Annotated in this window: 25 protein-coding genes; 18 read left to right on the forward strand and 7 right to left on the reverse strand. The window is 71.0% G+C overall.

Translation table 11 applies throughout. The features are described 5' to 3' along the window. The first annotated feature begins 1 nt into the window (after nucleotide 1). The 3 genes from OO67_RS14090 to OO67_RS14100 are packed head-to-tail and all read left to right on the forward strand — an operon-like array spanning nucleotide 2 to nucleotide 3,908. Nucleotides 2-1,975 (forward strand): dipeptide/oligopeptide/nickel ABC transporter permease/ATP-binding protein, encoded by a 1,974-nt coding sequence (locus OO67_RS14090; RefSeq protein WP_033300242.1) that lies wholly within the window; start codon nucleotides 2-4, stop codon nucleotides 1,973-1,975. Continuing rightward, nucleotides 1,972-2,979, forward strand: coding sequence for an oligopeptide/dipeptide ABC transporter ATP-binding protein (locus tag OO67_RS14095; RefSeq protein ID WP_033300244.1), 1,008 nt, complete (start codon nucleotides 1,972-1,974; stop codon nucleotides 2,977-2,979). Before OO67_RS14090 ends, OO67_RS14095 begins: the two co-directional genes overlap by 4 nt. Further along, entirely contained in the window at nucleotides 2,976-3,908 is a 933-nt protein-coding gene (locus OO67_RS14100; protein ID WP_033300245.1) for a dihydrodipicolinate synthase family protein, read from the forward strand. Before OO67_RS14095 ends, OO67_RS14100 begins: the two co-directional genes overlap by 4 nt. Nucleotides 3,909-3,997: 89 nt before the next feature. On the opposite strand, the gene OO67_RS14105 is transcribed toward OO67_RS14100, so the two are convergent. Continuing rightward, nucleotides 3,998-4,762: a chaplin gene (locus OO67_RS14105; protein WP_078597885.1), complete on the reverse strand. Its 765-nt coding sequence runs from the start codon at nucleotides 4,760-4,762 to the stop codon at nucleotides 3,998-4,000. Between the two features lie 276 nt (nucleotides 4,763-5,038). Between OO67_RS14105 and OO67_RS14110 the strand changes: the two genes are divergently transcribed. From OO67_RS14110 to OO67_RS14130, 6 genes are all read left to right on the forward strand, one after another. Next, on the forward strand, nucleotides 5,039-5,443 hold the full coding sequence (locus OO67_RS14110) for a rodlin (protein ID WP_033300247.1): 405 nt from the start codon (nucleotides 5,039-5,041) through the stop codon (nucleotides 5,441-5,443). A gap of 222 nt (nucleotides 5,444-5,665) precedes the next feature. Then, a complete protein-coding gene (locus tag OO67_RS14115) occupies nucleotides 5,666-5,899 on the forward strand; it encodes a chaplin (protein ID WP_033300249.1) in 234 nt (77 codons plus the stop codon). Nucleotides 5,900-6,072: 173 nt separating this feature from the next. Further along, nucleotides 6,073-6,372 (forward strand): hypothetical protein, encoded by a 300-nt coding sequence (locus tag OO67_RS14120; RefSeq protein WP_033300251.1) that lies wholly within the window; start codon nucleotides 6,073-6,075, stop codon nucleotides 6,370-6,372. A gap of 181 nt (nucleotides 6,373-6,553) precedes the next feature. Then, nucleotides 6,554-6,964 carry a rodlin gene (locus OO67_RS14125; protein WP_033300253.1) on the forward strand — a complete coding sequence of 137 codons (411 nt, stop codon included), beginning with the start codon at nucleotides 6,554-6,556 and terminating at the stop codon, nucleotides 6,962-6,964. Nucleotides 6,965-7,233: 269 nt separating this feature from the next. Next, nucleotides 7,234-7,449, forward strand: coding sequence for a hypothetical protein (locus OO67_RS36530; RefSeq protein ID WP_078597887.1), 216 nt, complete (start codon nucleotides 7,234-7,236; stop codon nucleotides 7,447-7,449). 116 nt (nucleotides 7,450-7,565) lie between these two features. Then, a complete protein-coding gene (locus OO67_RS14130; protein WP_033300254.1) occupies nucleotides 7,566-7,973 on the forward strand; it encodes a rodlin in 408 nt (135 codons plus the stop codon). A gap of 133 nt (nucleotides 7,974-8,106) precedes the next feature. On the opposite strand, the gene OO67_RS14135 is transcribed toward OO67_RS14130, so the two are convergent. Continuing rightward, the gene (locus OO67_RS14135; protein WP_033300434.1) at nucleotides 8,107-8,607 is read right to left on the reverse strand and encodes a DUF5949 family protein; all 501 of its coding nucleotides are present in this window, start codon (nucleotides 8,605-8,607) and stop codon (nucleotides 8,107-8,109) included. A gap of 319 nt (nucleotides 8,608-8,926) precedes the next feature. Here OO67_RS14135 and rsgA point away from each other — a divergent pair, with 319 nt between their 5' ends. Continuing rightward, on the forward strand, nucleotides 8,927-10,099 hold the full coding sequence (gene rsgA / locus OO67_RS14140) for a ribosome small subunit-dependent GTPase A (RefSeq protein WP_033300255.1): 1,173 nt from the start codon (nucleotides 8,927-8,929) through the stop codon (nucleotides 10,097-10,099). Between the two features lie 226 nt (nucleotides 10,100-10,325). On the opposite strand, the gene OO67_RS14145 is transcribed toward rsgA, so the two are convergent. Next, nucleotides 10,326-10,808, reverse strand: a complete 483-nt coding sequence (locus tag OO67_RS14145) for a DUF456 domain-containing protein (RefSeq protein WP_033300256.1) — start codon at nucleotides 10,806-10,808, stop codon at nucleotides 10,326-10,328. 131 nt (nucleotides 10,809-10,939) lie between these two features. Then, on the reverse strand, nucleotides 10,940-11,926 hold the full coding sequence (locus OO67_RS14150; RefSeq protein ID WP_033300257.1) for a helix-turn-helix transcriptional regulator: 987 nt from the start codon (nucleotides 11,924-11,926) through the stop codon (nucleotides 10,940-10,942). Nucleotides 11,927-12,236: 310 nt separating this feature from the next. On the opposite strand from OO67_RS14150, the gene OO67_RS14155 reads away from it, so the two are divergent. The 7 genes from OO67_RS14155 to OO67_RS14185 all read left to right on the forward strand — a co-directional run bounded on the left by OO67_RS14155 (nucleotide 12,237) and on the right by OO67_RS14185 (nucleotide 20,545). Next, nucleotides 12,237-13,610 carry a protein phosphatase 2C domain-containing protein gene (locus OO67_RS14155; RefSeq protein WP_063746143.1) on the forward strand — a complete coding sequence of 458 codons (1,374 nt, stop codon included), beginning with the start codon at nucleotides 12,237-12,239 and terminating at the stop codon, nucleotides 13,608-13,610. Nucleotides 13,611-13,670: 60 nt separating this feature from the next. Further along, nucleotides 13,671-15,413 carry a pyruvate dehydrogenase gene (locus tag OO67_RS14160; protein WP_033300259.1) on the forward strand — a complete coding sequence of 581 codons (1,743 nt, stop codon included), beginning with the start codon at nucleotides 13,671-13,673 and terminating at the stop codon, nucleotides 15,411-15,413. 143 nt (nucleotides 15,414-15,556) lie between these two features. Then, the gene (locus OO67_RS14165) at nucleotides 15,557-16,330 is read left to right on the forward strand and encodes a helix-turn-helix domain-containing protein (RefSeq protein WP_033300435.1); all 774 of its coding nucleotides are present in this window, start codon (nucleotides 15,557-15,559) and stop codon (nucleotides 16,328-16,330) included. A 234-nt stretch (nucleotides 16,331-16,564) separates the two neighbouring features. After that, a complete protein-coding gene (locus tag OO67_RS14170; protein WP_033300261.1) occupies nucleotides 16,565-17,602 on the forward strand; it encodes an iron-siderophore ABC transporter substrate-binding protein in 1,038 nt (345 codons plus the stop codon). Further along, complete coding sequence (locus OO67_RS14175) at nucleotides 17,599-18,642, forward strand: FecCD family ABC transporter permease (RefSeq protein ID WP_033300262.1); 1,044 nt, start codon at nucleotides 17,599-17,601, stop codon at nucleotides 18,640-18,642. Before OO67_RS14170 ends, OO67_RS14175 begins: the two co-directional genes overlap by 4 nt. Beyond that, a complete protein-coding gene (locus tag OO67_RS14180; protein WP_033300263.1) occupies nucleotides 18,639-19,694 on the forward strand; it encodes a FecCD family ABC transporter permease in 1,056 nt (351 codons plus the stop codon). The genes OO67_RS14175 and OO67_RS14180 overlap by 4 nt, the downstream gene beginning before the upstream one ends. Beyond that, nucleotides 19,691-20,545: an ABC transporter ATP-binding protein gene (locus OO67_RS14185; protein ID WP_033300265.1), complete on the forward strand. Its 855-nt coding sequence runs from the start codon at nucleotides 19,691-19,693 to the stop codon at nucleotides 20,543-20,545. The genes OO67_RS14180 and OO67_RS14185 overlap by 4 nt, the downstream gene beginning before the upstream one ends. Nucleotides 20,546-20,569: 24 nt before the next feature. Here the strand turns inward: OO67_RS14185 and OO67_RS14190 are convergent, their stop codons facing one another. Further along, complete coding sequence (locus tag OO67_RS14190) at nucleotides 20,570-20,959, reverse strand: barstar family protein (RefSeq protein WP_033300266.1); 390 nt, start codon at nucleotides 20,957-20,959, stop codon at nucleotides 20,570-20,572. Nucleotides 20,960-21,054: 95 nt separating this feature from the next. Further along, nucleotides 21,055-21,453, reverse strand: a complete 399-nt coding sequence (locus OO67_RS14195; RefSeq protein WP_033300437.1) for a guanyl-specific ribonuclease — start codon at nucleotides 21,451-21,453, stop codon at nucleotides 21,055-21,057. Between the two features lie 253 nt (nucleotides 21,454-21,706). Between OO67_RS14195 and OO67_RS14200 the strand changes: the two genes are divergently transcribed. Then, nucleotides 21,707-22,117 carry an ATP-binding protein gene (locus OO67_RS14200; RefSeq protein ID WP_051709373.1) on the forward strand — a complete coding sequence of 137 codons (411 nt, stop codon included), beginning with the start codon at nucleotides 21,707-21,709 and terminating at the stop codon, nucleotides 22,115-22,117. Between the two features lie 3 nt (nucleotides 22,118-22,120). Here OO67_RS14200 and OO67_RS14205 read toward each other — a convergent pair whose 3' ends face one another. Next, nucleotides 22,121-23,206, reverse strand: a complete 1,086-nt coding sequence (locus OO67_RS14205; protein ID WP_033300274.1) for a DUF2637 domain-containing protein — start codon at nucleotides 23,204-23,206, stop codon at nucleotides 22,121-22,123. Nucleotides 23,207-23,296 lie beyond the last annotated feature (90 nt).

Below are 23,296 nucleotides of genomic sequence, written 5' to 3' on the forward strand. Positions count from 1 at the left end.
CATGTTCGCCACGGGCCGTCTGGCCAAGAAGCTCTCACGACCGGGCGTCGCCTTCCGCGCCCTCCCGGTCACCTCCCGCGTCGCCCTCGGCGTGCTGATCGTCGTCGTCCTCGGCGCCGTACTGGCCCCCCTCCTCACCCAGGACCCGCTGACCACCGGCACCCCCGTCCAGCCGCCGAGCGGCGACCACTGGTTCGGCACCGACCGTGCGGGGCGCGACGTCTTCGCCCGTGTGGTGCACGGCTCGCGCTACTCGCTGGTCATCGGCCTCGGCGCGACCGCCGTCGCCCTGGTCGCCGGGGCCGTCCTCGGCTCGCTCGCCGCCACCTCGCGCAAGCTCGGCGACGAGTCCGTCATGCGCACCCTCGACATCGTCATGTCCTTCCCGCCGATCGCGCTCGCGGCCGTCCTCGTCGCCGTGTTCGGCACCAGCGTCCCGGTGATCATCTTCACCATCGCCTTCGTCTACACCCCCTCCCTCGCCCGCGTCGTACGCGCCAACGTCCTCGCCCAGTACGGAGAGGACTACGTCGCCGCCGAGAAGGTCATCGGGGCCCGGCGCGGCTACATCGTGCTCCGCCACGTCGCCGTCAACTGCATGGCCCCGGTCATGGTGTTCGCGACGGTCATGGTCGCCGAGGCCATCATCTTCGAGGCCAGCCTCTCCTTCATCGGGGCCGGTGTGCAGGACCCCGACCCCAGCTGGGGCAGCGTCCTCGCCTACGGGCGGCAGATCCTCCTCGCCGGCGGATGGTGGGCCACCTTCTTCCCCGGTCTCGCCCTGCTGATCACCGTCCTCGCGCTCAACGTCCTCTCCGAGGGCCTCACCGACGCCTCCGCCGCGCCCAGCGGCGCCCGCTCCGCCACCGAGCCCGTCACCACCCCCGCGGCGGACCCGGTCGAAGCCGCTTCCACCGCCGGCATCGACGCCGCCCTCACCGAGCTCGCGCGGCACATCGACGCCACCGGATCCACCCTCACCCCCGTACCCGAGGACGCCGACGAACTCCTCGTCGTCCGGGACCTGGCCATCCGCTTCCCCGACCGCTACGGCCGGATCCCCGTCGTCGACAAGCTGAACTTCAGCGTCCATGAGGGGGAGACCCTCGGTCTGGTCGGCGAGTCCGGGTGCGGCAAATCCATCACCAGCCTCGCCGTCATGGGTCTCCTCGCCCGCGACGCCGAGGTCGACGGCGAGATCCTCTACCGCGGCCGGGACCTGCTGAAACTGCCGCCCAAGGAACGCCGGGCCTTGATGGGCCCCGAGATCGCGATGGTCTACCAGGACGCGCTCTCCTCCCTCAACCCCTCCGTGCTCGTCGGCACCCAGCTGAAGCAGCTGACCTCACGCGGCGGGACGAAGACCCCGGCCGAACTCCTCGAGCTCGTCGGCCTCTCGCCGGAACGCACCCTGCGCAGTTACCCGCACGAGCTCTCCGGCGGCCAGCGCCAGCGCGTGCTCATCGCCATGGCCCTCTCGCGCAGCCCCCGCCTCCTGATCGCGGACGAACCGACCACCGCCCTCGACGTCACCGTCCAGGCCCAGGTCGTCGAGCTGCTGATCCGGCTACGCGACGAACTCGGCTTCGCCATGGTGCTGGTCTCGCACGACCTCGCCCTGATCGGCGACCTCTCGCACCGGGTCGCCGTGATGTACGCGGGCCGGCTCGCCGAGGTCGGCGACACCCGGTCCGTCCTCACCGACCCCGCCCACCACTACAGCCGGGGTCTCCTCGGCTCCGTCGTCTCCCTGGAAGCCGGGTCCGACCGGTTGCACCAGATCCGCGGGGTCGTCCCCGCACCCCAGGGCTTCGGCGCGGGCTGCCGCTTCGCCGGGCGCTGTGGTGCGGCGACCGACCTCTGCCGCACCACGGCACCCGCACTCGCCGCACGCGGCACCACGAAGGACCACGGCTTCGCCTGCCACCACCCGGCCGGGGCCGCCGCGAAGAAGCTGGAAAGGAGCGCCCCGTGATCAAGCTCGACGGCGTTCACGTACGCCACAAGGCCCGCAGCGGCGGGCTCTTCAGCCGCGACGCCGTACACGCGCTCACCGACGCCACCCTGGAGGTGAAGCGCGGCGAGATCGTGGGCCTGGTGGGCGAGTCGGGCTGCGGCAAGTCCACGCTCGCCCGGGTGCTGACCGGACTGCAGAGGCCCACCGAGGGCGAGGTGCTCTTCCACGGCCGGAACCTCTGGAACCTGCCGGGCGGGGAGCGGCGCAACGACTTCGGATCGGCTGTGGGCGTCGTCTTCCAGGACCCCTCCACCGCCCTCAACCCGCGCCTCCCGGTCCGTCAGATCCTGCGCGATCCACTGGACGTGCACCGGCGCGGTACCCGGGAGGCCCGCGAGGCCCGCGTGGAGGAACTGCTCGATCTCGTCGGGCTGCCGGGCCACACCCTGGCAGCCCTGCCGGGACAGCTGTCCGGCGGCCAGCGCCAGCGCGTCGCCATCGCCCGAGCCCTGGCGCTCGAACCCGAACTCATCGTCGCCGACGAACCGACCTCGGCACTCGACGTCTCCGTACGGGCCCAGGTGCTCAACCTCCTGGTCGACCTGCGCGAACGCCTCGGCCTCGGCATGGTGTTCATCTCGCACGACATCCAGACCGTGCGCTACCTCGCCGACCGCATCGCCGTCCTCTACCTCGGCCGCATCGTCGAGGAGGGCAGGGCCGCCGACGTAGCGGGAGCTCCCAGCCACCCCTACACCGAGGCGTTGCTCTCCGCGACCCCGAGCCTGCTGGAGACGACGGAACGCATCGTGCTCACAGGCCCGGTGCCCTCCGCCACCAACCCGCCGCCCGGCTGCCCGTTCACCACCCGCTGCTGGAAGGCCGACGACGCGTGCTCCGCGGCCTTCCCCGCGGAGACCTCCGGGCCCGGCGGACACCTCTGGCACTGCGTCCATCCCCAGACCTCCGGCGCCCCGTCCGGGGGCCGGATCTCCGCAACGCCCGCAAGGAGCACCGCATGACCGGCCCCACCCCCTACTCCGGCGTGATCCCGCCCGTCGTCACCCCCCTCACCGCGGACGGCGACCTGGACAGGGCATCCCTGGAGCGGGTCGTCGGCCATCTCCTCGACGGTGGTGTCAGCGGCCTCTTCGCCCTCGGCAGCTCCGGCGAGACCGCCTATCTGACACCAGCACAGCAGGACGAGGTCATCAAGGTCGTCACCGTCGCGGCGGCGGGCCAGGTGCCGGTCCTCGTCGGTGCCATCGAGACCACCACCAACCGGGCCATCGAACGGGCCCGCGCCGCGGCCGCCCTCGGTGCCGACGCGGTCGTCGCCACGGCGCCCTTCTACACCCGCACCCACCCCTCGGAGATCGACCGCCATTTCCGGGACATCGCGGTATCCGTGGACGTGCCGCTCCTCGCGTACGACGTACCGGTGTGTGTCCACAGCAAGCTGGACCCGGAACTGCTGCTCCCGCTCGCCGCGGACGGGGTACTCGCCGGTGTGAAGGACTCCAGCGGCGACGACGGGTCCTTCCGCCGGCTGGCCATCGGAGCACGGAGGTTCCCCGGCTTCTCGGTCCTCACGGGCCATGAACTGGTCGTCGACGCGATGATGCTGAGCGGCGCCGACGGTTCCGTCCCTGGTCTGGGCAACGTGGACCCGCACGGGTACGTCCGACTGCACGAGGCCGCCATGCGTGGCGACTGGGCCGCCGCCGCGGCTGAACAGGACCGGCTCGTCGCGCTCTTCGACATCGTCGGTGCCGCCGCACCCGGAACGGCCTCGGCGACGGCGGCCGGACTGGGAGCCTTCAAGACGGCCCTGATGCTGCGTGGGGTCATCGCCACCAATGTGATGAGCCCGCCGATGCGCCGTCTGGACGCCGCGGAGACGGTCGTGATCGCCGCGCACCTGGACCGGGCGGGGTTGTCCCGCGTCTGAGAGAGCGTTCCGGTGAGCGTTCCGGTACGCCGGAGGGGCCGCCCCGCAGCACAGGTGCTGCCGGGCGGCCCCTCGTCCTCGTGGGGGGACTAGCCGCGTGAACCGCGGGTGCGGCGCATGAGCACAGCGCCTCCGAGCAGCAGTGCAGCGCTCGCGCCGGCGGCCATGCCGATCTCACCCGCGCCGGTCTCGGCCAGCTGGGTGTCGGGTGTGTTCGGACCGGGGTTACCGGCCGGCGGCTCCTCGACGGGCGGCTTCGAGGTCGGCGGGGTGACCGTCGGCGGCTCCTCGGTGGGCGGCTCCTCGGTCGGCGGGGTGACCGTCGGCGGCTCCTCGGTGGGGGGTTCCACCGGCGGGTACACCGGCGGGTCCACCGGCGGGTGGCCGTGGTCGTATCCGCTCTCGTTGACGCAGGAGTTGCCGAACGCGGGGTTCAGCGCACCCACGACATCGATGCTGTTGCCGCAGGCGTTGACCGGGACGTGCACCGGAACCTGGGCCAGGTTGCCGGACAGGACGCCCGGCGAGCCGACGGCCTTGCCGTCGGCGCTCGCGCCGGAGCCTCCGTGTCCCTGCCCGTCGCCGTACGCATCGCCGTGCTCGTCGCCCGAGGAGACATTCGCGCAGCTGTTGCCGAAGGCCGGGTTCAGCAGGCCGATCACATTGACGGTGTTGCCGCAGAGGTTGACCGGGACGTGCACCGGAACCTGGACGGCGTTGCCGGAGCCGACACCGGGCGAGTTCGCGGCCACACCGTCGGCCGAGGCGTCGGCGTGCGCATAGCCGCCCGCGGCGGTCAGGATGCCCGACGCCGCCGCCATGACGATCATGCTTTTATTCAGAACCTGTCGCATTACATGCCCTTCTCCGGTGAAATTCGCGTGGGCGGTGACCCTGATGGCGGTCATTCCATCGACGCGGACGACTGCATAACGACGCGAGGGTTGCGGGGGAAACTTGGAGATCGGTGGTAATTGTGTAACCACCCGAAAGGGTCACGTACGGATGTTCGTTCCACGGCGAAGTTCTGGCATTCGGGTGAACAGGGGCGGATGGGGGGAACCAAACGCCCGGCGCCCAGTTGATCAGGGCGCTCCGCTGCGGGGCACTCGGTACGAGAAGGGTTCATCGTGATCAAGAAGGTCCTGGCTACGGGCGCCGTCGCCGCTTCCATCCTCGGTCTCTCGGCGACCAGCGCCATGGCGATCGGCAACGACACGGGCACGACGTCGATCAACGGCAACGGTGCCGAGTCGGAGTTCGGCAACAGCGAGACCGAGGGTCACCAGAGCCCGCAGCTCAGCCTCGTGCAGGGCTCGCTGAACAAGCCCTGCATCGCCCTGCCGGTCAAGGCCAACGCCGGTGCGCTCATCGGTATTCTGGCCGCGGTCGCGGTCCAGGACATCAACGTCCTGTCGAACCCGCAGAACCAGCAGTGCGCGGACAACTCCACCCAGGCCAAGGGCGACGAGCCGCTGTCCCACATCCTGTCGGACATTCCGGTTCTCTCCGGCAACGGTGCCGGCAACAACTGACCCGGCCACCACCGACCGGTCCGGGCCGCCGACACTCCTCCATCGTGCGGCTCGGGCCTGCAGCATTCGAGCGATTTTCCGAGAAACGGCCCCCATGGCGTTTCGATGTCGCCCGTCAATCGTTACGCATTACAGCTCCGGAGTCACGAGTGCATTCGTAGAAGTGCTCGTACGGCACGAAAGACGTGTCCGTCCATGACTCCGCTGCAGAAAGGGACGAAAGTGAAGTACACCAAGGTTGCCGCCGTCGCCGCAGGAACCCTCATGGCGCTGGGTGCCGCTGCCCCGGCCATGGCCGACGCCGGTGCCGGCGCGGTCGCCGCCCACTCCCCGGGTGTCCTGTCCGGCAACGTCGTGCAGGTTCCGGTTCACATTCCGGTGAACGTCTGCGGCAACACCATCAACGTCATCGGTCTGCTCAACCCGGCGTTCGGCAACGTCTGCATCAACGACTGAGCTTCTGCCGATCGAGCCGACGGCTCGTCATGAGAAGGCCCTGGAGTGCATCTGGCGCTCCAGGGCCTTCTTGCTGCGCAGGGAAATTCCGATACCCACAGTTTCCCCGCGCACCGCTTCATCGTTGTCCCGGTCAAAGGCGGCGGATGCCGCCGGAGAAGGGATTTGAGAAAGTGAAGTACGCGAAGACCGTCGCCCTCGTCGCAGGTTCCGTGGCCGCTCTCGGGGCGGCCGCTCCCGCTTTCGCCGCCACCCCCACGGCTCCCCGGATCAGCCTCACCGGCGGAGTGAACGAACTGACCTCCACGGTGCCGACCATCCCCGACCAGGTGGTGAACCCCGTGGTGGACACAGTCGGCCGGACGGCCGAGAGGGCTCAGGAAGGCGACCCCGTCAGCAAGTCGGTGGAGGCGGTCACCACCGTCGCCAGGACGGCGGGCCCCCTCATGGGGGGCCTCCCGCTGGGCGGCTGATAGGCAGCGGGAGGGTTCCCGCATCGCGTCGCACCATTTCGCGGGCCGGCGGCCGCCCATCGCGCCGATTCCGGCCGGGGAAATCGTTCGAGTGAAATGGCGCAACCGAAACCGCCCGGGCGGAGTTGTTCAGAATGCTCCGGACAGGCGGGCAACAAGAGAAATCCAGAAGGGCACGTTCATGATGAAGAAGATTCTGGCGTCCGCGGCAGTCGCCGCCTCCGTCGCAGGCGTTTCCGCCGCTGCGGCCCCCTCGGCCATGGCGATCGGCAACGACACCGGCACGACGTCGGTCAACGGCAACGGCGCCGACCAGTACTACGGGAACAGCGCAACGCACGGTGACATGAGCCCGCAGATCGGTCTCATCCAGGGCTCGTTCAACAAGCCCTGCATCGCCCTGCCGGCGAAGGCCAACATCGGTTCGCTCCTCGGGCTCATCCCGATCTCGGTCCAGGACATCAACGTCCTGTCCTCCCCGCAGAACCAGCAGTGCACCGAGAACTCCACCCAGGCCAAGGGTGACGAGGCGCTGTCGCACATCCTGAACGACATCCCGCTGCTCTCGGGCAACGGAGCGGGCAACAACTGACACCGCGCGGCTCCGGCTCCTCCTGCGCCCATCCCGGCCAGGGTGCACCGTTTCCCGCCTCGCCGTAGTCCGTGAAGACGCGTGGGGTCGGCCCGTCCGCACCGCGACCGACCGCTGGTCGGCCGCCCGGACGGGCCGGCCCCACCCGTCTGTCCGCGGACGGTCCTTGGTCCGCCGGTCCGCACGTGGGGTACCCCGATGGTGCGAAAATTGGGCCGGTTGCCGCAGTCGCGGCCGACGCCGCCCGCAGGAGCGGGTAGGTGCGTCTCATGGACCCGTACGACAGTCGTCATCGGCCCGGCCGCGACCGGTTGCCGGAGAGCTCCACGCCCATCTACGACCGGCTGCTCGCCGAGTGGAGCGACACGGCACGGCGCGAGGCCGGACCTGACCCGGCGTCCGGTCCTCCGGCGACCCGCAGGTCCGCACGAGGCCAGGAGGGGGCATTCGTCCCCGCGGCCCGTGCGGAGAGCGGCGCACGGTGACAGCCACGTCGACGGGGAGAAGGATCCAACCCGTTCGAGTGGTGTAGCGGAACCTAACCCTCCGTTTCTGGTTAACAGTACGTTCCACAACGGGACGCTCCGAAAGGTGAAGCGTGATGAAGAAGATGATGGCCGGCGCCGCTGTGGCTGTGTCCCTGATCGGTCTGTCGGCCGCTGCGGCCCCCTCGGCCATGGCGATCGGTAACGACGTCGGCACCACGACGGTCAACGGCAACGGTGCCGAGTCCGAGTTCGGCAACAGCAAGACCAAGGGCGACCAGAGCCCGCAGCTCAGCCTCGTCCAGGGCTCGCTGAACAAGCCCTGCATCGCCCTGCCGGTGAAGGCCAACGTGGGCTCGCTGATCGGAATCATTCCGATCGCCGTCCAGGACGTCAACGTCCTGTCGAACCCGCAGAACCAGCAGTGCGCGGACAACTCCACCCAGGCCAAGGGTGACGAGCCGCTGTCGCACATCCTGAACGACATCCCGGTGCTCTCGGGCAACGGCGTCGGCAACAACTGACACCACTGAATGCGGGCGGCCCGGGGTTCGATGCCTGCGGACCGCCCGCATCCGGCTGTGAGGCACGTGCACAGGGCGATGCCCACCACTCCACGGGGGGTGGTGGGCATCGTCGTGAGCGCGGGTGGACGGGTCAGCCCAGGCTGCGTACCGGCATGAGGCAGTGGGCGGAGGTCCTGATGACCTCGGGGTCGCCCACGAAGGACCGCAGGAGTTCCTCGCCGACGGGCTGCCCGGGGACGGCTGCCGGCCACGGGCGGGTGGCGAACATCCCGTGCACCCTGCCCTCCGACCGTGCCACGTCCAGCCACTCCTGCGGCACGGTGTACTGCGCTGTGAAGTGGGGCAGCGTCAGGACGGCCTGTCCGGCCTGGACGAGAAGCTTCACCGGAAGGTTCGGCAGGTCCGAGGCGTCCAGCGTCTCGCCGCCGACGTGCAGCCCGCTGCGCTCCAGGGCCGTGCGCATGGCCCTCTCGCCGGCCTCCGGCCCGTCCGGACCGTCGCCGAGCGAATAGGTGAGCAGGAAGGCGGTCCCACGCCCCGTTCCGGGATCCGACCCGCTCCAGCCGATCAGGATCTGTGTGCCCAACTGGGCAGGGGAGTAAGGGGCGGTGGCGGCTTTGGGTGTGGTCATGTCCGGCACCTTAACGGCCCGGGACCGGTACGTGTGCACGCGTATCACCTGATCGTGGAGTATCTCCGTCAACTCGGTTCAATCCACGCGTGTGACCTCCGCGCCGGGAAAACCTGTTGACGGCTCGGGCCGGCCCCGGCCTATGGTGTTCCCAGTTCGAGGAACCAGGAGGTGAGGACATTGATGACTGTCGTTGCGGTGGGCGCTGCCCACGACCCGAAGAGCATCGTTCCCACCCCTGCGGCCGCCGGCTGACCTTGATCTTTTCCCTCCGCGCCTGAGCGCGCGGTGCCGGGGCCGCCCTTGTGAAGGGTTTCCCTTGTCTTTCTCCATCTCCCCGTTCTCCACCCCGTCACATCCTCTCGCCCCGTACGGCTGGGACGACGGATGGGCCGAGACCTTCGCTCCCCACGCCGAGCAGGGGCTCCTGCCGGGACGTGTGGTGCGGGTGGACCGCGGTCAATGCGACGTGGTCACTCCGTACGGCACCCTCAGGGCGGACACCGCCTTCGTGGTGCCCCGTGATCCGATGCGGATCGTCTGCACCGGTGACTGGGTGGCTGTCGACCCCGACGGCGACCCGCAGTTCGTCCGTACGCTCCTGCCCCGCCGTACCGCCTTCGTACGCTCGACGTCGTCGCAGCGTTCCGAAGGGCAGGTGCTCGCCACCAACATCGATCACATCGTCATCTGTGTGTCGCTCGCCGTCGAGCTGGACCTCGGACGGCTGGAACGGTTCCTGGCGCTGGCCCTGTCCAGCACCGCCGGCGCGGCGCTGCTCGGCGACGGGGCCCGGCCCGTCGGCCGCCAGGCGCCCCGAGCGTACGAGGCGCAACCGCTCGTGCTGCTCACCAAGGCCGATCTCGTCCCGGACGCCATCACGCTGTCCCACCTCGTCGAGGACGTCGAGCGCATCGCGCCCGGAGTGCAGGTGCTCCCTGTCAGCTCGGCCACGGGGGAGGGGGTCGATGTCTTCGGCGCGATCGTCGGCGGCGGCACGAGCGTGCTGCTGGGAACGTCCGGCGCCGGCAAGTCGACCCTCGCCAACACCCTGCTCGGCGAGGACGTGATGCACGTGCAGGGGGCTCGGGAGGTGGACGGCAAGGGCCGGCACACCACCACGACGCGAAACCTCCTCCTGCTGCCGGGAGGCGGGGCCCTGATCGACACCCCCGGGCTGAGGGGGGTCGGTCTCTGGGACGCGGAGACCGGCGTCGGTGAGGTCTTCTCGGAGGTCGAGGAACTGGCGCGGCAGTGCCGCTTCCACGACTGTGCCCACGAGTCCGAGCCCGGCTGCGCCGTGCTCGGCGCGATCGAGGACGGGTCGCTGTCCGCACGGCGCCTGGACAGCTACCGCAAGCTGCTCCGGGAGAACCGGCGCATCGCGGCGAAGACGGACGCCCGGCTGCGTACCGAGACCCTCCGCGAGTGGAAGCGCAGGGGCGCGGAGGGCCGGGCGGCCATGGCGATGAAGCGGGGCAGGACGCTCTGAGGCCGTGCCGCGAAGTCCCGCCCGGCGGGCGACGCCTGGCGTTTCCCCGGGCTCGGCTCCTTCCCCGGGGTCCCGGCTTCGCTCGAGCAGGGGAGATCCCGTTGAGCAGGGGGCCGGACGCCGCGGGCCGGCCCTCCGGGCGTACGGCGGGACTTCGCGGACAGACCCGGCGGTGACGCGGGTGTCCCGGGCGGCGGAGTGCCGCCGTCCGGGACACCCGCGGTCCTCAGCCCCAGACGACGGCTCCGAGCCACGCCCCCACCACCAGCAGGCAGCTGAAGAGCTCGAGCAGTACCGAGTACCCCGTGGCCCGCATCACGGACCTGAGGGAGGACCACCCCGCCGCCCGGCTGCCGAGGCGCAGCCGTTCGGCGCCGTAGACCGCGCCCACGTATCCCAGGATCCCGCCCACCACAGGGATCACGAAGAACCCGGCGATCGCCGCGACCCCGCCTGCCATCAGGGTCCTGCGAGGCGCCCCCGACTCGTGCGGACGGCGTGAGGGGAGCAGGGCCTTCAGTGCCTGGTTCAGCAGCAGCAGGCACGTCGCACCGATCAGCACGCCCCAGGCGACCGGCGTCGTGTCCGTCAGCGCCCACCACATCACCGCGGCCCAGACGATCGCCTGTCCCGGCACACCCGGCACCAGTACGCCGACCAGGCCGAGCAGCATCACCGCCCCCACGGCAACGAGCTGCCACACACTCATTCGACCAGCGTGCCGGAGTCCGCCGGGTCCCGCCCGTCAGCGCGACACCGCCGGCGGCCGAAGTCGCGGGCGGTGACGGGGGCCGGGAACCGAGGCCCGGCGCGGCGGGCGGGATCGGTGGGCCGGAGCGGTCAGCGCGGGGCGCGGGCCACCCAGCCGCGTTCGTACGCGTGCCAGCCGAGTTGCAGCCTGGTGGTGACCCCGGTGAGTTCCATCAGCCCCTTCACCCGACGCTGGACCGTTCGGAGGCCCAGGTCCAGTTGCTTCGCCACGCTCGCGTCCGTCAGGCCGGCCAGCAGCAGCGAGAGGATCTCCAGGTCGGTCGGATCCGCACCCGGGCCGCTCTCCTCGCTGAACCCGCTCCCGCCGAGCCGCAACGGCATCGCGTCCCGCCACACCGCCTCGAAGAGGCCCATGAGGGACTCCAGCAGCCCGCTGGCGTGGATCACCAGGGCGGTCGGCTCGGTCCCCCGGCCCGTCAACGGCACCATGGCCAGCGCGGCGTCGGCCACCACCAGTTTCGTCGGTACCCGGTCGACCACCCGGCACTGCTCGTCGCGGCTCAGCGCCGCCGACAGCTCCACGATCCCGGACGGCAGCGAGAGCACGTCGCGCTCGACGACCACGCGGTAGGACACGCCTCGCATCGCCGCACGTTCCTCGGACTCGTTCTCCATCCCGGTGACCGCGATCGGCTTCCCCGTGACCAGCGCGCAGACCTCGGACGTGGCGCCCAGCTGCAGCTGATGGAAGCGGTGGGCCACCGCGCTCGCACCCGTCACCACCTCGACCAGGTCGTGGACCGCGGGTTCGGCGGCCTCGGCCCGGTACTCCTCGGCGAGCACGGCGGACGCCAGCTCCGCCTGTTCGAGCTCATGGCGCTGCTGGGTCAGCAGCGCTCCCAGCGCGACACCGGGCGGCGCGGCGACCCAGCGGCCGGCCCGTGACGACGACTGGGCCACGAGCCCTTGCTGTTCCAGCCGACGCAGCGCGCGCTCGGTGTCCGCCTCAGGAAGGGCGAGCCGCCGCGCGAGGTCGGAGAGCTCCGCGGCGCCCGCCGCGACCAGTGCCCGGTAGACCGCTTCCTGTCTCTCGTCGAGACCTATAGCTGACAGCATCCTCGGCCCTCCCCGGATCGGTGCTCGCGCGTTCCCGCGCTCGTGGGGCGGGGTGCGCCGTGGCGGGAAACGGCCACGGCGTAAACCCGCCGCGCCCATCATGCCCCGTAGCACCCGTCACTCTGACAATCTGGCGCCACCGTAGCGACGGCCGCCCCACAGGCGGTGGCCCGGTACGCGGACCGGCCCGCCGGGCGACCTTCCCGTGGGGGGTGGGGACGTCCGGCGGGTCACCACGCGGCTGCCACTTCCGGGCCACTTTTCCCGATGACCCGGTTTCGGACGGCCCGAGCGGTCGACACTATTGGGCATGAGCCAGCAGGGGGAGAAGCCCGCCGCCCACGAGGACGACTGGTGGCGCAGGCTGTACGACGGGACCGCGCCGGACGCAGGGCCGAGCGGCGCGGCCGACAGTCTTGACGACCGCTTCGACTCCGCCGCGGATGCCGTGGGCGGTACGGAGCCGGCCCGGGCGGAACCTCCGGCGCGGGCGGAACCCCCGGCCCCGGTGGTGCCGCTGCCCGATCCGCGCCTGCCGGAAGCGGAAGCGGCACCGGGCCCCGTGCCGGAGCCCTCGGCCCGCCCGGTGCCGGAGCCGCCGTCACCCCGGCGTACCGTCCCGCTCGGGCGCGCCCCGTGGGAGAGGCCCGCCGGGCCCTCCCGTCCGCAGACCTTCGCCGTACGGCCACCGGCCCCGCCGCCTGCCGAACCGGCCCCGCCGGAGCCTCCGGTGCGCCCTGCCGTGGGGCACATCGGGGACCGGCCCCCCTCCTACGACGCCGAGCCCGCCGCGCTGCCCGCGTCCGGCCCCGACGACCTCGACGGCCTCGACGGCCTCGTCCCCGACACCGTCCTCGACGGCGCCCGCTACGGGACGTACACCCTGCGGGCCGCGTCCGTGCGTGGGGACTCGGCGCGTTTCCGTGGCGAGCCCCGTCGCGACGCGCTGCTCACCGCACGCTTCGGTGAGGGGGACGGCGCCCTCGTCCTGGTCGCGGTGGCCGGCGGAGCCGGAGGGGCGGGCCGGGCCCTTCCCGCCGACGCCTGTCGCTGGATCGGCGGAGCCGTCGCCCGCAGTCACGCCCGGCTCTCCGACGACATAAGGGCGGGGCGCAGGGGCGACCTCAAGTCGGGGCTGCACCGCCTCACCGACCGGACCTGCGGCAAGCTGCGCGCCCGTGCCGCCGAGCTCGGCCTGGAACCGTCCGCGTACAGCACCGGCCTGCGCTGTCTCCTGCTGTCCGCCGACCCGGTGTGCCGTACCCGGATCTTCTTCGGGGTCGGGCCGGGCGGCCTCTTCCGCCTGCGGGAGGGAGCCTGGCAGGACCTCGATCCCGTGGCCCCCGTGACCGGCGGCGCGGCGAGCGAGGAGAGCCCCGGCGGGGACCGGCTGACGATGGATCTGCAGATCACCACGCCACCCTCCCCGTACGCCGGGCACCCACCGCCCCCGCCCGCGGAGCCCTTCCGCTTCCGCGCCTCGGTCGCCCGGCCCGGGGACACGCTGCTGCTCTGCGGGAACGGCCTGGCCGGACCGGTGCGCGGTGAGCCGGAGCTGGCCGCGGAGCTCGCGCGGCGCTGGGCCGCCGGCCCACCCGGGCTGCCCGCCTACCTGGCCGACATCCAGCTCAGGACCAAGGGGTACGCCGACGACCGTACGGGTGCCGCTGTCTGGGAGGCGTAACCGGGCCCGCCGTGGGTTGATGGAGTCACGGACAGCCGGAGGCAGAGAGGGTGCGCACCCATGGCCAAGCAGAACGTGTCGGAACAGTTCGTCGACATCCTCGTGCGGGCGGGGGTCAAGCGGCTGTACGGCGTCGTCGGCGACAGCCTCAACCCCGTGGTCGACGCCATCCGGCGTAACGCAGGCATCGAGTGGGTCCAGGTCAGGCACGAGGAGACCGCAGCGTTCGCGGCCGGTGCCGAGGCACAGATCACCGGCACTCTCGCCGCCTGCGCGGGGTCGTGCGGGCCGGGCAACCTCCACCTCATCAACGGCCTCTACGACGCCCACCGCTCCATGGCCCCGGTGCTCGCCCTCGCCTCGCACATCCCGTCGAGCGAGATCGGCCTCGGCTACTTCCAGGAGACCCATCCGGAGCTGCTCTTCCAGGAGTGCAGCCACTACAACGAGATGATCTCCAACCCGCAGCAGATGCCACGGCTGCTCCAGACGGCCATCCAGCACGCGATCGGCCGCGGCGGCGTCAGCGTCGTCTCGATGCCCGGCGACATCGCCTCGCAGCCGGCCCCCGAGAAGTCGATCGAGCACGCCCTGGTCACTTCGAGGCCCTCCGTGAAGCCCGGTGACGAGGAGATCGACAAGCTCTGCCGGATGATCGACAAGGCCCGGCGGGTGACCCTGTTCTGCGGAAGCGGCACGGCGGGCGCGCACGCCGAGGTCATGGAGTTCGCCGAGCGGGTCAAGGCCCCGGTCGGTCACGCGCTGCGCGGCAAGGAATGGATCCAGTACGACAACCCGTACGACGTGGGCATGAGCGGGCTGCTGGGCTACGGCGCCGCCTACGAGGCCACCAACGAGTGCGACCTGCTGATCCTGCTGGGCACCGACTTCCCCTACAACGCGTTCCTGCCGACCGACGTGAAGATCGTCCAGGTCGATGTGCGCCCCGAGCACCTGGGCAGGCGGTCCAAGCTCGATCTGGCGGTCTGGGGGGACGTGCGCGAGACACTGCGTGCCCTGACCCCCCGCGTGAAGGTCAAGACCGACCGCAAATTCCTCGACCGGATGCTGAAGAAGCACGCCGACGCGCTCGAGGGCGTCGTCAAGGCGTACACCCGCAAGGTGGAGAAGCACGTCCCGATCCATCCCGAGTACGTCGCCTCGGTCCTCGACGAACTCGCCGACGACGATGCCGTGTTCACCGTCGACACCGGCATGTGCAACGTATGGGCGGCCCGCTACCTCACGCCCAACGGCAAGCGCAGGGTGATCGGCTCGTTCAGTCACGGCTCGATGGCGAACGCTCTGCCGCAGGCGATCGGAGCCCAGTTCACCGACCGGAACCGGCAGGTCGTCTCGATGTCCGGCGACGGCGGATTCACCATGCTGATGGGCGACTTCCTCACGCTCGTCCAGTACAACCTGCCGGTGAAGGTCGTCCTGTTCAACAACTCCTCGCTCGGCATGGTCGAGCTGGAGATGCTGGTGGCGGGACTGCCTTCGTTCGGTACGACCAACAAGAACCCGGATTTCGCGGCGATCGCGCGGGCCGCGGGGGCCTACGGGGTGCGGGTGGAGAAGCCCAAACAACTGGAGGGCGCGCTCAAGGACGCCTTCAGGCACAAGGGGCCCGCACTCGTCGATGTGGTCACCGATCCGAACGCCCTCTCCATCCCGCCGAAGATCAGCGCCGACATGGTCACCGGCTTCGCGCTCTCCGCCAGCAAGATCGTCCTGGACGGGGGTGTCGGCAGGATGCTCCAGATGGCCCGCTCCAACCTCCGCAACGTGCCGCGGCCCTGAGCCGGGCCGCGCGGACGCCCCCGTGGCGCCGGGGGCCGTCCGGCGGCCTCGGTGGCGGTCTCGATAATGTGGGGGGCATGCGACTGTTCCCTCCGGCCGGCGACGGCTCGGCGCCGGACACCGGCGTGCCGGGGGCCCGCGCGGTGACCAGGGAGACCCGCACCGTGGCGGCGCAGGACCCGGGTGCGGTGCGGGCGCCGTTCGTCATCCACGGCTACGACGAGGTCGTGGCACTCGACACCAGCTGGAACGCCCACGCCCACCCCTGGGACGAACTGCTCTGGAACGAACGGGGCACCTCCATGGCCGTCGTGGGCGCGCGGGCGTGGACGATCACCCCGGCCCTGGGCCTCTGGATGCCGGCCGGAACCATGCACTCCGGTTCGGCGGTCGCCGGCACATGGTTCCGCGCGGCCTTCTTCGGCCGCGCCGGCACCCCCTCGCTCTCCGACGTGCCCGTGGCGGTCGAGATCACTCCGCTGCTCCGCCTGCTGCTGGAACGGCTCGGCGACACTTCTCTCGCGGCAGGTTCCCGGACGGCCACGGAGTCGATGGTGCTCGACGTGCTCGCTCCGTCCACCAGGGAACTGCTGGTCCACATCCCGACGTCCCCGCTGCTGCGCCCTATCGCCGACGCCGTGCGGGAGAACCCCGGCGACCGGCGGACCCTGTCCCAGTGGGCGGCCGAGCTGGGTGTGAGTGCCCGAACGGTCACGCGCGCATTCAACGCCGAGACCGGCACCAGTTTCGCGCGCTGGGTCGCCGGCGTCCGGGCGCAGCACGCCGTCGGACTGCTCACCCGGGGCTGGGAGGTGGACGCCGTCGCGGACGAGGTCGGCTACCGCTCGGCGAGTGCCTTCGGTGCGGCGTTCCGGCGTACGACAGGGCTGACGCCGGGAGCTTTCCGGGCGCGCTGAGTCCTCGGACCCCAGGCTGCCCGGGCCGGTATGAACAGGCCTCGATGTCCCGATCGCTACAAGGGGTGTCTGAAAAGGTCGATTGCGACAACGGCAGGTCTTCCATAAGGTCAAAGAAAGCCAAGCCTTACCTAAGTTTGTTGCGCGCCTCCGGTCAAAGCTCCACGCCCCGGTCCCGCACCACGCGGACGGGCCGGGCCGGTACCACTCATTCTCGAACTGGAGTACGGATCCATGCGTTCACACCGCCTTCGCGTAGTCGCCGTCGCGGCCGCCCTGCTGGTGGGCCTCACAGCCTGCGGCGGGGAGTCCGAGTCCGAGAAGGGCGAGAGCGGCAAGGCCGGCTCGGGCGCGTTCCCCATGACGATCGAGCACGCCCTCGGGAAGACCACCATTCCGTCCGAGCCCAAGCGCGTGGCCACCGTGAACTGGGCCAACCACGAGGTGCCGCTGGCTCTCGGCGTCGTCCCCGTCGGCATGGCCGCCGCGAACTTCGGTGACGACGACGGCGACGGCGTCCTGCCCTGGGTCTCGGACAAGTTGAAGGAACTGGACGCCAAGACCCCCGTCCTCTTCGACGAGACCGACGGCATCGACTTCGAAGCAGTGGCCGACACGAAGCCGGACGTCATCCTCGCCTCGTACTCCGGGCTGACCCAGCAGGACTACGACACGCTGAGCGACATCGCACCCGTGGTGGCGTTCCCGGAGGCGGCGTGGGCCACTCCGTGGCGCGAGATCATCCAGATGAACAGCAAGGCGATCGGCCTCGCCGACGAGGGGGAGGAGCTGATCGACGAGGTCGAGGGCGACATCAGGAAGACCGTCGCCAAGTACCCCCAGCTGAAGGGCAAGTCGGCGATGTTCATGACGCACATCGACCCCAACGACGTGAGCGAGGTCGGCTTCTACACGGCCCACGACACCCGCGCCCAGTTCTTCGAGGACCTCGGTCTCAAGACACCGGGCAGCATCGCCGAGGCGTCGGAGGGCAACAAGAAGTTCTCGCTCACCAAGAGCGCGGAGCAGGTCGACGCCTTCGACGACGTCGACATCATCACCGGCTACGGCGACGACAAGGGTGAGCTGCTGAAGACGCTGAAGAAGGACCCGCTGCTCTCCAAGATCCCCGCCGTCCAGCGCGGATCGGTCTACCTCCTGCCGGGCAGCGCCCCGCTGGCGACCGCCGCCAACCCCACGCCCCTGTCGATCTCCTGGGTGCTGGAGGACTACGTGGCCGAGCTCGCCAAGGCCGCGGACAAGGTCAAGTGACCACGGTCGACACCCGACACCTGCCGGACGCCGCCCTGGTGCGGCGTCCGGCGCGTGTCCGGCTCCTGTGGCTCCTGGTCACCCTGCTCGCGCTGGCGGCGGTGTCGGTGCTCTCGGTCGCGGTCGGCTCGCGCACCGTCGCCTGGTCCGACGTCTGGAGCGCGCTCGGCGGTGCGGACGGGAGTCTGGAACAGGCCGCCGTCACCAAGCGGATCCCGCGCACCCTGCTCGCCGTCGTCATCGGGGCGGCGCTCGGCCTGGCGGGCGGGGTCATGCAGGGGGTGACCCGCAATCCGCTGGCCGATCCGGGCATCCTCGGTGTCAACATGGGCGCGTCGCTGGCCGTGGTCACGGGGGTCGCGTTCTTCGGGCTCACGTCGACGACCGGATACGTCTGGGTCGCCATGGCCGGGGCGGCGCTCTCGGCCGCATTCGTGTACACCGTCGGTTCCCTGGGGCGCGGGGGCGCCACGCCCCTCAAGCTCGCCCTCGCGGGCGCCGCCACCTCCGCCGCCTTCGCCTCGCTGGTGACCGCGGTCGTCCTGCCCCGCAACGACATCTCGGGGTCCTTCCGGCTCTGGCAGATCGGCGGTGTCGGCGGCGCGACCTACGAGCGCATGGGCCATGTGCTGCCCTTCCTGGGGGTGGGCTTCCTGATCTGCCTGCTCTCCGCGCGGGCGCTGAACTCACTGGCCCTGGGCGACGAACTCGCCGCCGGACTGGGGGAACGGGTCCCGGTGGCCCGTGCCACGGCGGCGGTCGGCGCCGTCGTCCTGTGCGGCGCCGCGACGGCGGCCGCCGGACCGATCGGCTTCGTCGGGCTCGTCGTACCGCACGCGTGCCGGATGATGGCCGGCGTCGACCACCGCTGGCTGCTGCCGTTCTCCGCGGTGACGGGAGCCGTGCTGCTGACCGCTGCCGACGTCGTCGGACGGATCGCGGCGCGGCCCTCGGAAGTCGACGTCGGCATCGTGACGGCGCTGATCGGCGCCCCGTTCTTCATCTACACCGTCCGCCGTCAGAAAGTGCGTGCCCTGTGAGCGCCCCCGCCGCCGTCGCCCGGCCGTCCGCCCTTCGTGAGGTCACCCGCGGACGGGTCAGGAACGCCTCCCGCCGCCGTCTGACCGCGCTGGCCCTCGCCGTGCTCGTCGTCGCCGCGTTCGCCGTGACACTGATGGCGGGGCAGACCTTCTACCCTCCGCGCGACGTGGTCCAGGTGGTTCTCGGGGAGCAGGTTCCCGGGGCGTCGTTCACCGTGGGGCGGCTGCGGCTGCCGCGCGCGGTGCTCGCCGTGACGGCCGGGTTCAGCTTCGGCATGGCGGGTGTCACCTTCCAGACGATGCTGCGCAACCCGCTCGCCAGCCCCGACGTCATCGGCATCAGCGCGGGGGCGAGCGCCGCCGCGGCCGTCGCCATCGTGACCCTGTCGCTCGACGAGACCCAGGTGTCGGTCCTCGCTGTCGTCGCCGCTCTCGTCGTCGCCCTGCTGGTGTACGTCCTGGCGTTCCGCGACGGGGTCGTCGGCACACGTCTCATCCTGATCGGCATCGGAATCTCCGCGATGCTCGACAGCATCACCTCCTACGTCCTGTCGCGCGCCGCCGAGTGGGACCTCCAGGAGGCCACGCGCTGGCTGACCGGCAGCCTGAACGGGGTGGGCTGGGACCGGACGGTGCCCGCGCTGGTTGCGCTCGCCGTGCTGGCTCCCGTCCTCCTGGCGCAGGGCCGCAACCTGTCGGCCCTGCAGCTCGGTGACGACACCGCCTCGGCACTCGGGGTCCGCGTCGAACGCACCCGCGTCACGGTCATCCTCGCCGCCGTAGGGCTGATCGCCTTCGCGACGGCCGCCGCCGGCCCCATCGCCTTCGTGGCGTTCCTGTCCGGTCCGATCGCGGCCCGGCTGGTGGGTGCGGGGGGTTCCCTGCTCGTACCCGCCGGGCTGGTCGGGGCACTCCTGGTCCTGGTCGCCGACTTCGCCGGACAGTTCGCCTTCGACACCCGCTACCCGGTCGGCGTCGTCACAGGGGTGCTGGGCGCGCCGTACCTCGTCTACCTGATTGTCCGCACCCATCGGGCTGGAGGCTCGATTTGACCACGTCCCACACCCTCACCGCCGAGCGGCTGACGCTCGGCTACGGCGACCGCGTCGTCGTCGACTCCCTCGACCTGACGGTGCCGCCCGGCAAGGTCACGGTCATCGTCGGGGCCAACGCCTGCGGGAAGTCGACGCTGCTGCGCTCGATGTCCCGGCTGCTCGCACCCCGTGCGGGGCAGGTTCTCCTCGACGGCAGGCAGGTGCACCGCATGCCCGCCAAGGAACTCGCGCGCACGCTGGGGCTGCTGCCGCAGTCGCCCGTCGCGCCCGAGGGCATCACCGTGGTGGACCTGGTGGGCCGAGGGCGCCACCCCCACCAGGGTGTCTTCACCCGGTGGAGCGAGAAGGACGACGCCGCCGTGGCCTCCGCGCTGGAGGCCACGCAGACCACGGAGATCGCCGACCGCTCGGTGGACGAGCTGTCCGGCGGCCAGCGCCAACGGGTCTGGATCGCGATGGCCCTGGCGCAGCAGACCGACCTGCTGCTGCTCGACGAGCCCACCACGTTCCTCGACGCCAGTCACCAGATCGAGGTGCTCGACCTGCTCACCGACCTGAACCGGGCGCGGGGAACGACCGTCGTGATGGTTCTGCACGACCTCAACCTGGCGGCCAGGTACGCGGATCACCTCATCGCCCTCGCTGCGGGGCGAATCCACGCCGCCGGCCCCCCGGCGGCGGTGCTGACGGAGGAGACGGTCGCGACCGTCTTCGGCCTGCAGAGCCGGATCGTCGAGGACCCGGTCTCGGGCAAGCCCCTGATGCTGCCCATCGGCCGGCATCACGTCCGGGCAGGTGCCGGTGCGGGGGAGGCACCCGCCGCCGAGGTCGCCGAGGCCCCGCGCTGACGCGCCGTACGGCGGGCGCGGTGCTCACATCAGCCGTAGGCTCCCGGGCCCGGCCCGGTCCGTGATGATCCCGACCAGCTGGTCGAAGAGCGTCGGACCGCGGCCCGCCCGTGCCTCGGCCAGCTCCCGCCCGACGCGCTCCCGGTTCGAGGGGTGCACCCGGGGAAGCAGGCGCTCCAGGCGGTGGGCGGTCTCCTCGTGGCCCAGCGCACGGGCGGAGTGGGCGTGGTCGCGCCATTCGATGACGAACGACCCGTCCTCGGGGGTGCCGAAACCACCGCCGAGGCAGTCCGCGAAGGCGTCGAGACTGCGGCCGAAGTAGCCGCCGGGGCCGTTCACCGCCTCACCGATCGCATCCCAGAAGCTGTCCAGGCCGGTGACTCCGGAGCCGTCGATCACATAGGTCACGGTCATGCGTGGAGCGTACAAGCGGGTTCTCTCCGGACCATGTCCGTGGGTCCGCGCCGCAGGTGGGGGACTACGGCGCGGACCGGACCATGGGGTGCGGATCAGCAGTCGTGGTCCACCAGGTCGAAGGACTCGTAGTGGTCCGCGGTGTAGTAGTCCTCCTCGGTCTCCTCACCCGTCACGATCCGGCGGGCGCCGCGGTCCGGGGAGCCAGGCGTGATGACCGTGTACTCGTGGTAGTAGCCGGTGTTCTGGCTGGGCAGCAGCGCTTCCCGGTTCTGGAAGACGGTGCCGTCCTGCTCGTACGGGAACGGGCCGCCCGACTCGATGAGATCGAGCGTGTCGTGGGCCTGCGAGGGCAGCGCGGAGTGACAGATGCTGCCGACCGCGGCGAGGGAGGGAGCCGTCGCGGCCGATGCGGTGACCGGCCCGCCGACGAAGAGGACGGACAGGAGGGCGGCGATGCCGCCGAGCGTGGTGATCCGTGGGGGGATTCGCATGTCCACCATGATGACGCGCGTAGATCCCCATCCGTCAACGCCAACACGAGTGAATTTTTGGGAAGTTAACCGTGAGTAAGAAGAGGTGGCGCGCCGGTGGTGCGCCCGGGCTCGCGCGACGGCTCGTTCATATGTTGACGCCTGCAGGACGCGTGACGGCTTCGCAGTGGGGCATGCATCCCGTGAGGCTGTTCGAGACATGACGTAACGAAACGGAACTCAGGGAGGCCGATCCAGCGTGCGTACGGGGGACATGACGAAGCGACAGGAGAGCCCGCCGGTGCGGTTGCACCGCAGACTCGGGCACACCGATCTGTCGGCCGTGGGGGAGATACGTGCGGCACTGCGGGAGTTCCTCCGCTATCGCCGGCGGCCCGAGGAGACCGAGGTGGCCGAGCTCCTGCTCAGCGAGCTGGTGACGAACGCCCTCATCCACACGAGGAACGGCGCCGTGGTCACGGTGACCTCCGCACCCGCCCGTCTGCGGGTGGAGGTACGCGACTTCGTGACCGGACAGGAGCCCGCGCCGTACGTACCGAACGCCGACGACGGTACGCACGGCAGGGGACTGCTCCTCGTCCAGAGCCTGGCGGACTCATGGGGAGTCACGATGCAGGCGCTGGGCAAGGTGGTCTGGTTCGAGCTGAACGCCGGAAAGGCCTGACGCTCAGCCGAACTGCTGCTCCAGGTCCTTCAGTTTCTGCTCCAGTGAATCGAGCCGGGGCAGCGCCTGGGTGTCGTCCTCCGCCGTGAGGTCGACGGTCGCGGGATCACCGCTGTGGGTCTGTGCCGAAGTACTCCTGGAGTTCGAGCCGTTCACGGCTTGAAGGGATGGCCGGGGGCGCAGTGGCAGTTGTCCCGGCTCTGTTATGGCAGGCTCCGCGACGGCCGGGGGGCCGCCGCCGGGTGCCGGGGCGATGGCCTGGACGTCCACCTGGCGGCCGGCCCGCCCGCCGCGCCCCCAGGCCCGGTTCTGCCGGTTGAGGGCCTTGATGCGGGCCCGGTCCAGCTTCGCCTGGTCCCTTCGGCGGTGCCTGTTCTGTTCCTTCTCCCGGCGGTCCTCGCGTACCTCGTCCACCGCCTCGTCCAGGGTGCGTACGCCCTCGAGCAGCATCAGCGACCAGGCGCCGAAGGTCTCCCTGGGGGCGCGCAGCCACCGCACGATCCGGATCTGCGGCAGCGGGCGGGGCACCAGGCCCTGCTCGCGCAGTGCCGCACGGCGGGTCTGCTTCAGCGCCCGGTCGAACAGGACGGCCGCCGAGAGCGACATCCCCGCGAAGAAGTGCGGGGCGCCCGCATGGTCCATCCCGCGTGGAGCGTGCACCCAGTTGAACCAGGCGGCGGCCCCGGCGAACGTCCACACCAGCAGCCGGGAGCCCAGCGCGGCGTCTCCGTGGCTGGCCTCGCGCACCGCGAGCACCGAGCAGAACATCGCGGCCCCGTCGAGACCGAAGGGCACGAGGTACTCCCAGCCCCCGGAGAGGCTGAGGTTCTGCCGGCCGAAGCCGACGAGCCCGTGGAAGGAGAGGGCGGCGGCGACCGCGGCGCAGCAGAACAGCAGGAGGTACGAGGCGGTGGCGTAGAGCGCCTCCTTGCGCCTGCGGCGCTCCTCGCTGCGTTCCCAGCTGTCGTCGGCCGCGGCCTTCTCAGCGGCGCGCCTGCCGCGCGCGACCACCGTCACCGCCGCCATGACTCCCACGAGCAGTACGGCGCCCGGAAGCAGCCAGTCAAGCGATATGTCGGTCAGTCTCATGCGCGGTCCCTTGCGTCACGTAGGGCGTTTCGGGCGCCATCGTGACGGAAATACCGCCGCGCTCAGGGGGTTTCGGGGCAAGTGAACGCC

The sequence above is a fragment of the Streptomyces atroolivaceus genome (genome assembly GCF_000717025.1).
Lineage (GTDB): Bacteria > Actinomycetota > Actinomycetes > Streptomycetales > Streptomycetaceae > Streptomyces > Streptomyces atroolivaceus.

Bases quoted from the DNA above. Each gene is read 5' to 3' on its own strand.
- OO67_RS14200 (WP_051709373.1), top strand. From the start codon at position 21,707: ATGACGAAGCGACAGGAGAGCCCGCCGGTGCGGTTGCACCGCAGACTC.
- OO67_RS14090 (WP_033300242.1), top strand. From the start codon at position 2: ATGTTCGCCACGGGCCGTCTGGCCAAGAAGCTCTCACGACCGGGCGTC.
- OO67_RS14190 (WP_033300266.1), bottom strand. From the start codon at position 20,959: ATGACCGTGACCTATGTGATCGACGGCTCCGGAGTCACCGGCCTGGAC.
- OO67_RS14135 (WP_033300434.1), bottom strand. From the start codon at position 8,607: ATGACCACACCCAAAGCCGCCACCGCCCCTTACTCCCCTGCCCAGTTG.
- OO67_RS36530 (WP_078597887.1), top strand. From the start codon at position 7,234: ATGGACCCGTACGACAGTCGTCATCGGCCCGGCCGCGACCGGTTGCCG.
- OO67_RS14205 (WP_033300274.1), bottom strand. From the start codon at position 23,206: ATGAGACTGACCGACATATCGCTTGACTGGCTGCTTCCGGGCGCCGTA.
- OO67_RS14155 (WP_063746143.1), top strand. From the start codon at position 12,237: ATGAGCCAGCAGGGGGAGAAGCCCGCCGCCCACGAGGACGACTGGTGG.
- OO67_RS14145 (WP_033300256.1), bottom strand. From the start codon at position 10,808: ATGAGTGTGTGGCAGCTCGTTGCCGTGGGGGCGGTGATGCTGCTCGGC.
- OO67_RS14105 (WP_078597885.1), bottom strand. From the start codon at position 4,762: ATGCGACAGGTTCTGAATAAAAGCATGATCGTCATGGCGGCGGCGTCG.
- OO67_RS14150 (WP_033300257.1), bottom strand. From the start codon at position 11,926: ATGCTGTCAGCTATAGGTCTCGACGAGAGACAGGAAGCGGTCTACCGG.
- OO67_RS14125 (WP_033300253.1), top strand. From the start codon at position 6,554: ATGATGAAGAAGATTCTGGCGTCCGCGGCAGTCGCCGCCTCCGTCGCA.
- OO67_RS14170 (WP_033300261.1), top strand. From the start codon at position 16,565: ATGCGTTCACACCGCCTTCGCGTAGTCGCCGTCGCGGCCGCCCTGCTG.
- OO67_RS14100 (WP_033300245.1), top strand. From the start codon at position 2,976: ATGACCGGCCCCACCCCCTACTCCGGCGTGATCCCGCCCGTCGTCACC.
- OO67_RS14195 (WP_033300437.1), bottom strand. From the start codon at position 21,453: ATGCGAATCCCCCCACGGATCACCACGCTCGGCGGCATCGCCGCCCTC.
- OO67_RS14130 (WP_033300254.1), top strand. From the start codon at position 7,566: ATGAAGAAGATGATGGCCGGCGCCGCTGTGGCTGTGTCCCTGATCGGT.
- OO67_RS14160 (WP_033300259.1), top strand. From the start codon at position 13,671: ATGGCCAAGCAGAACGTGTCGGAACAGTTCGTCGACATCCTCGTGCGG.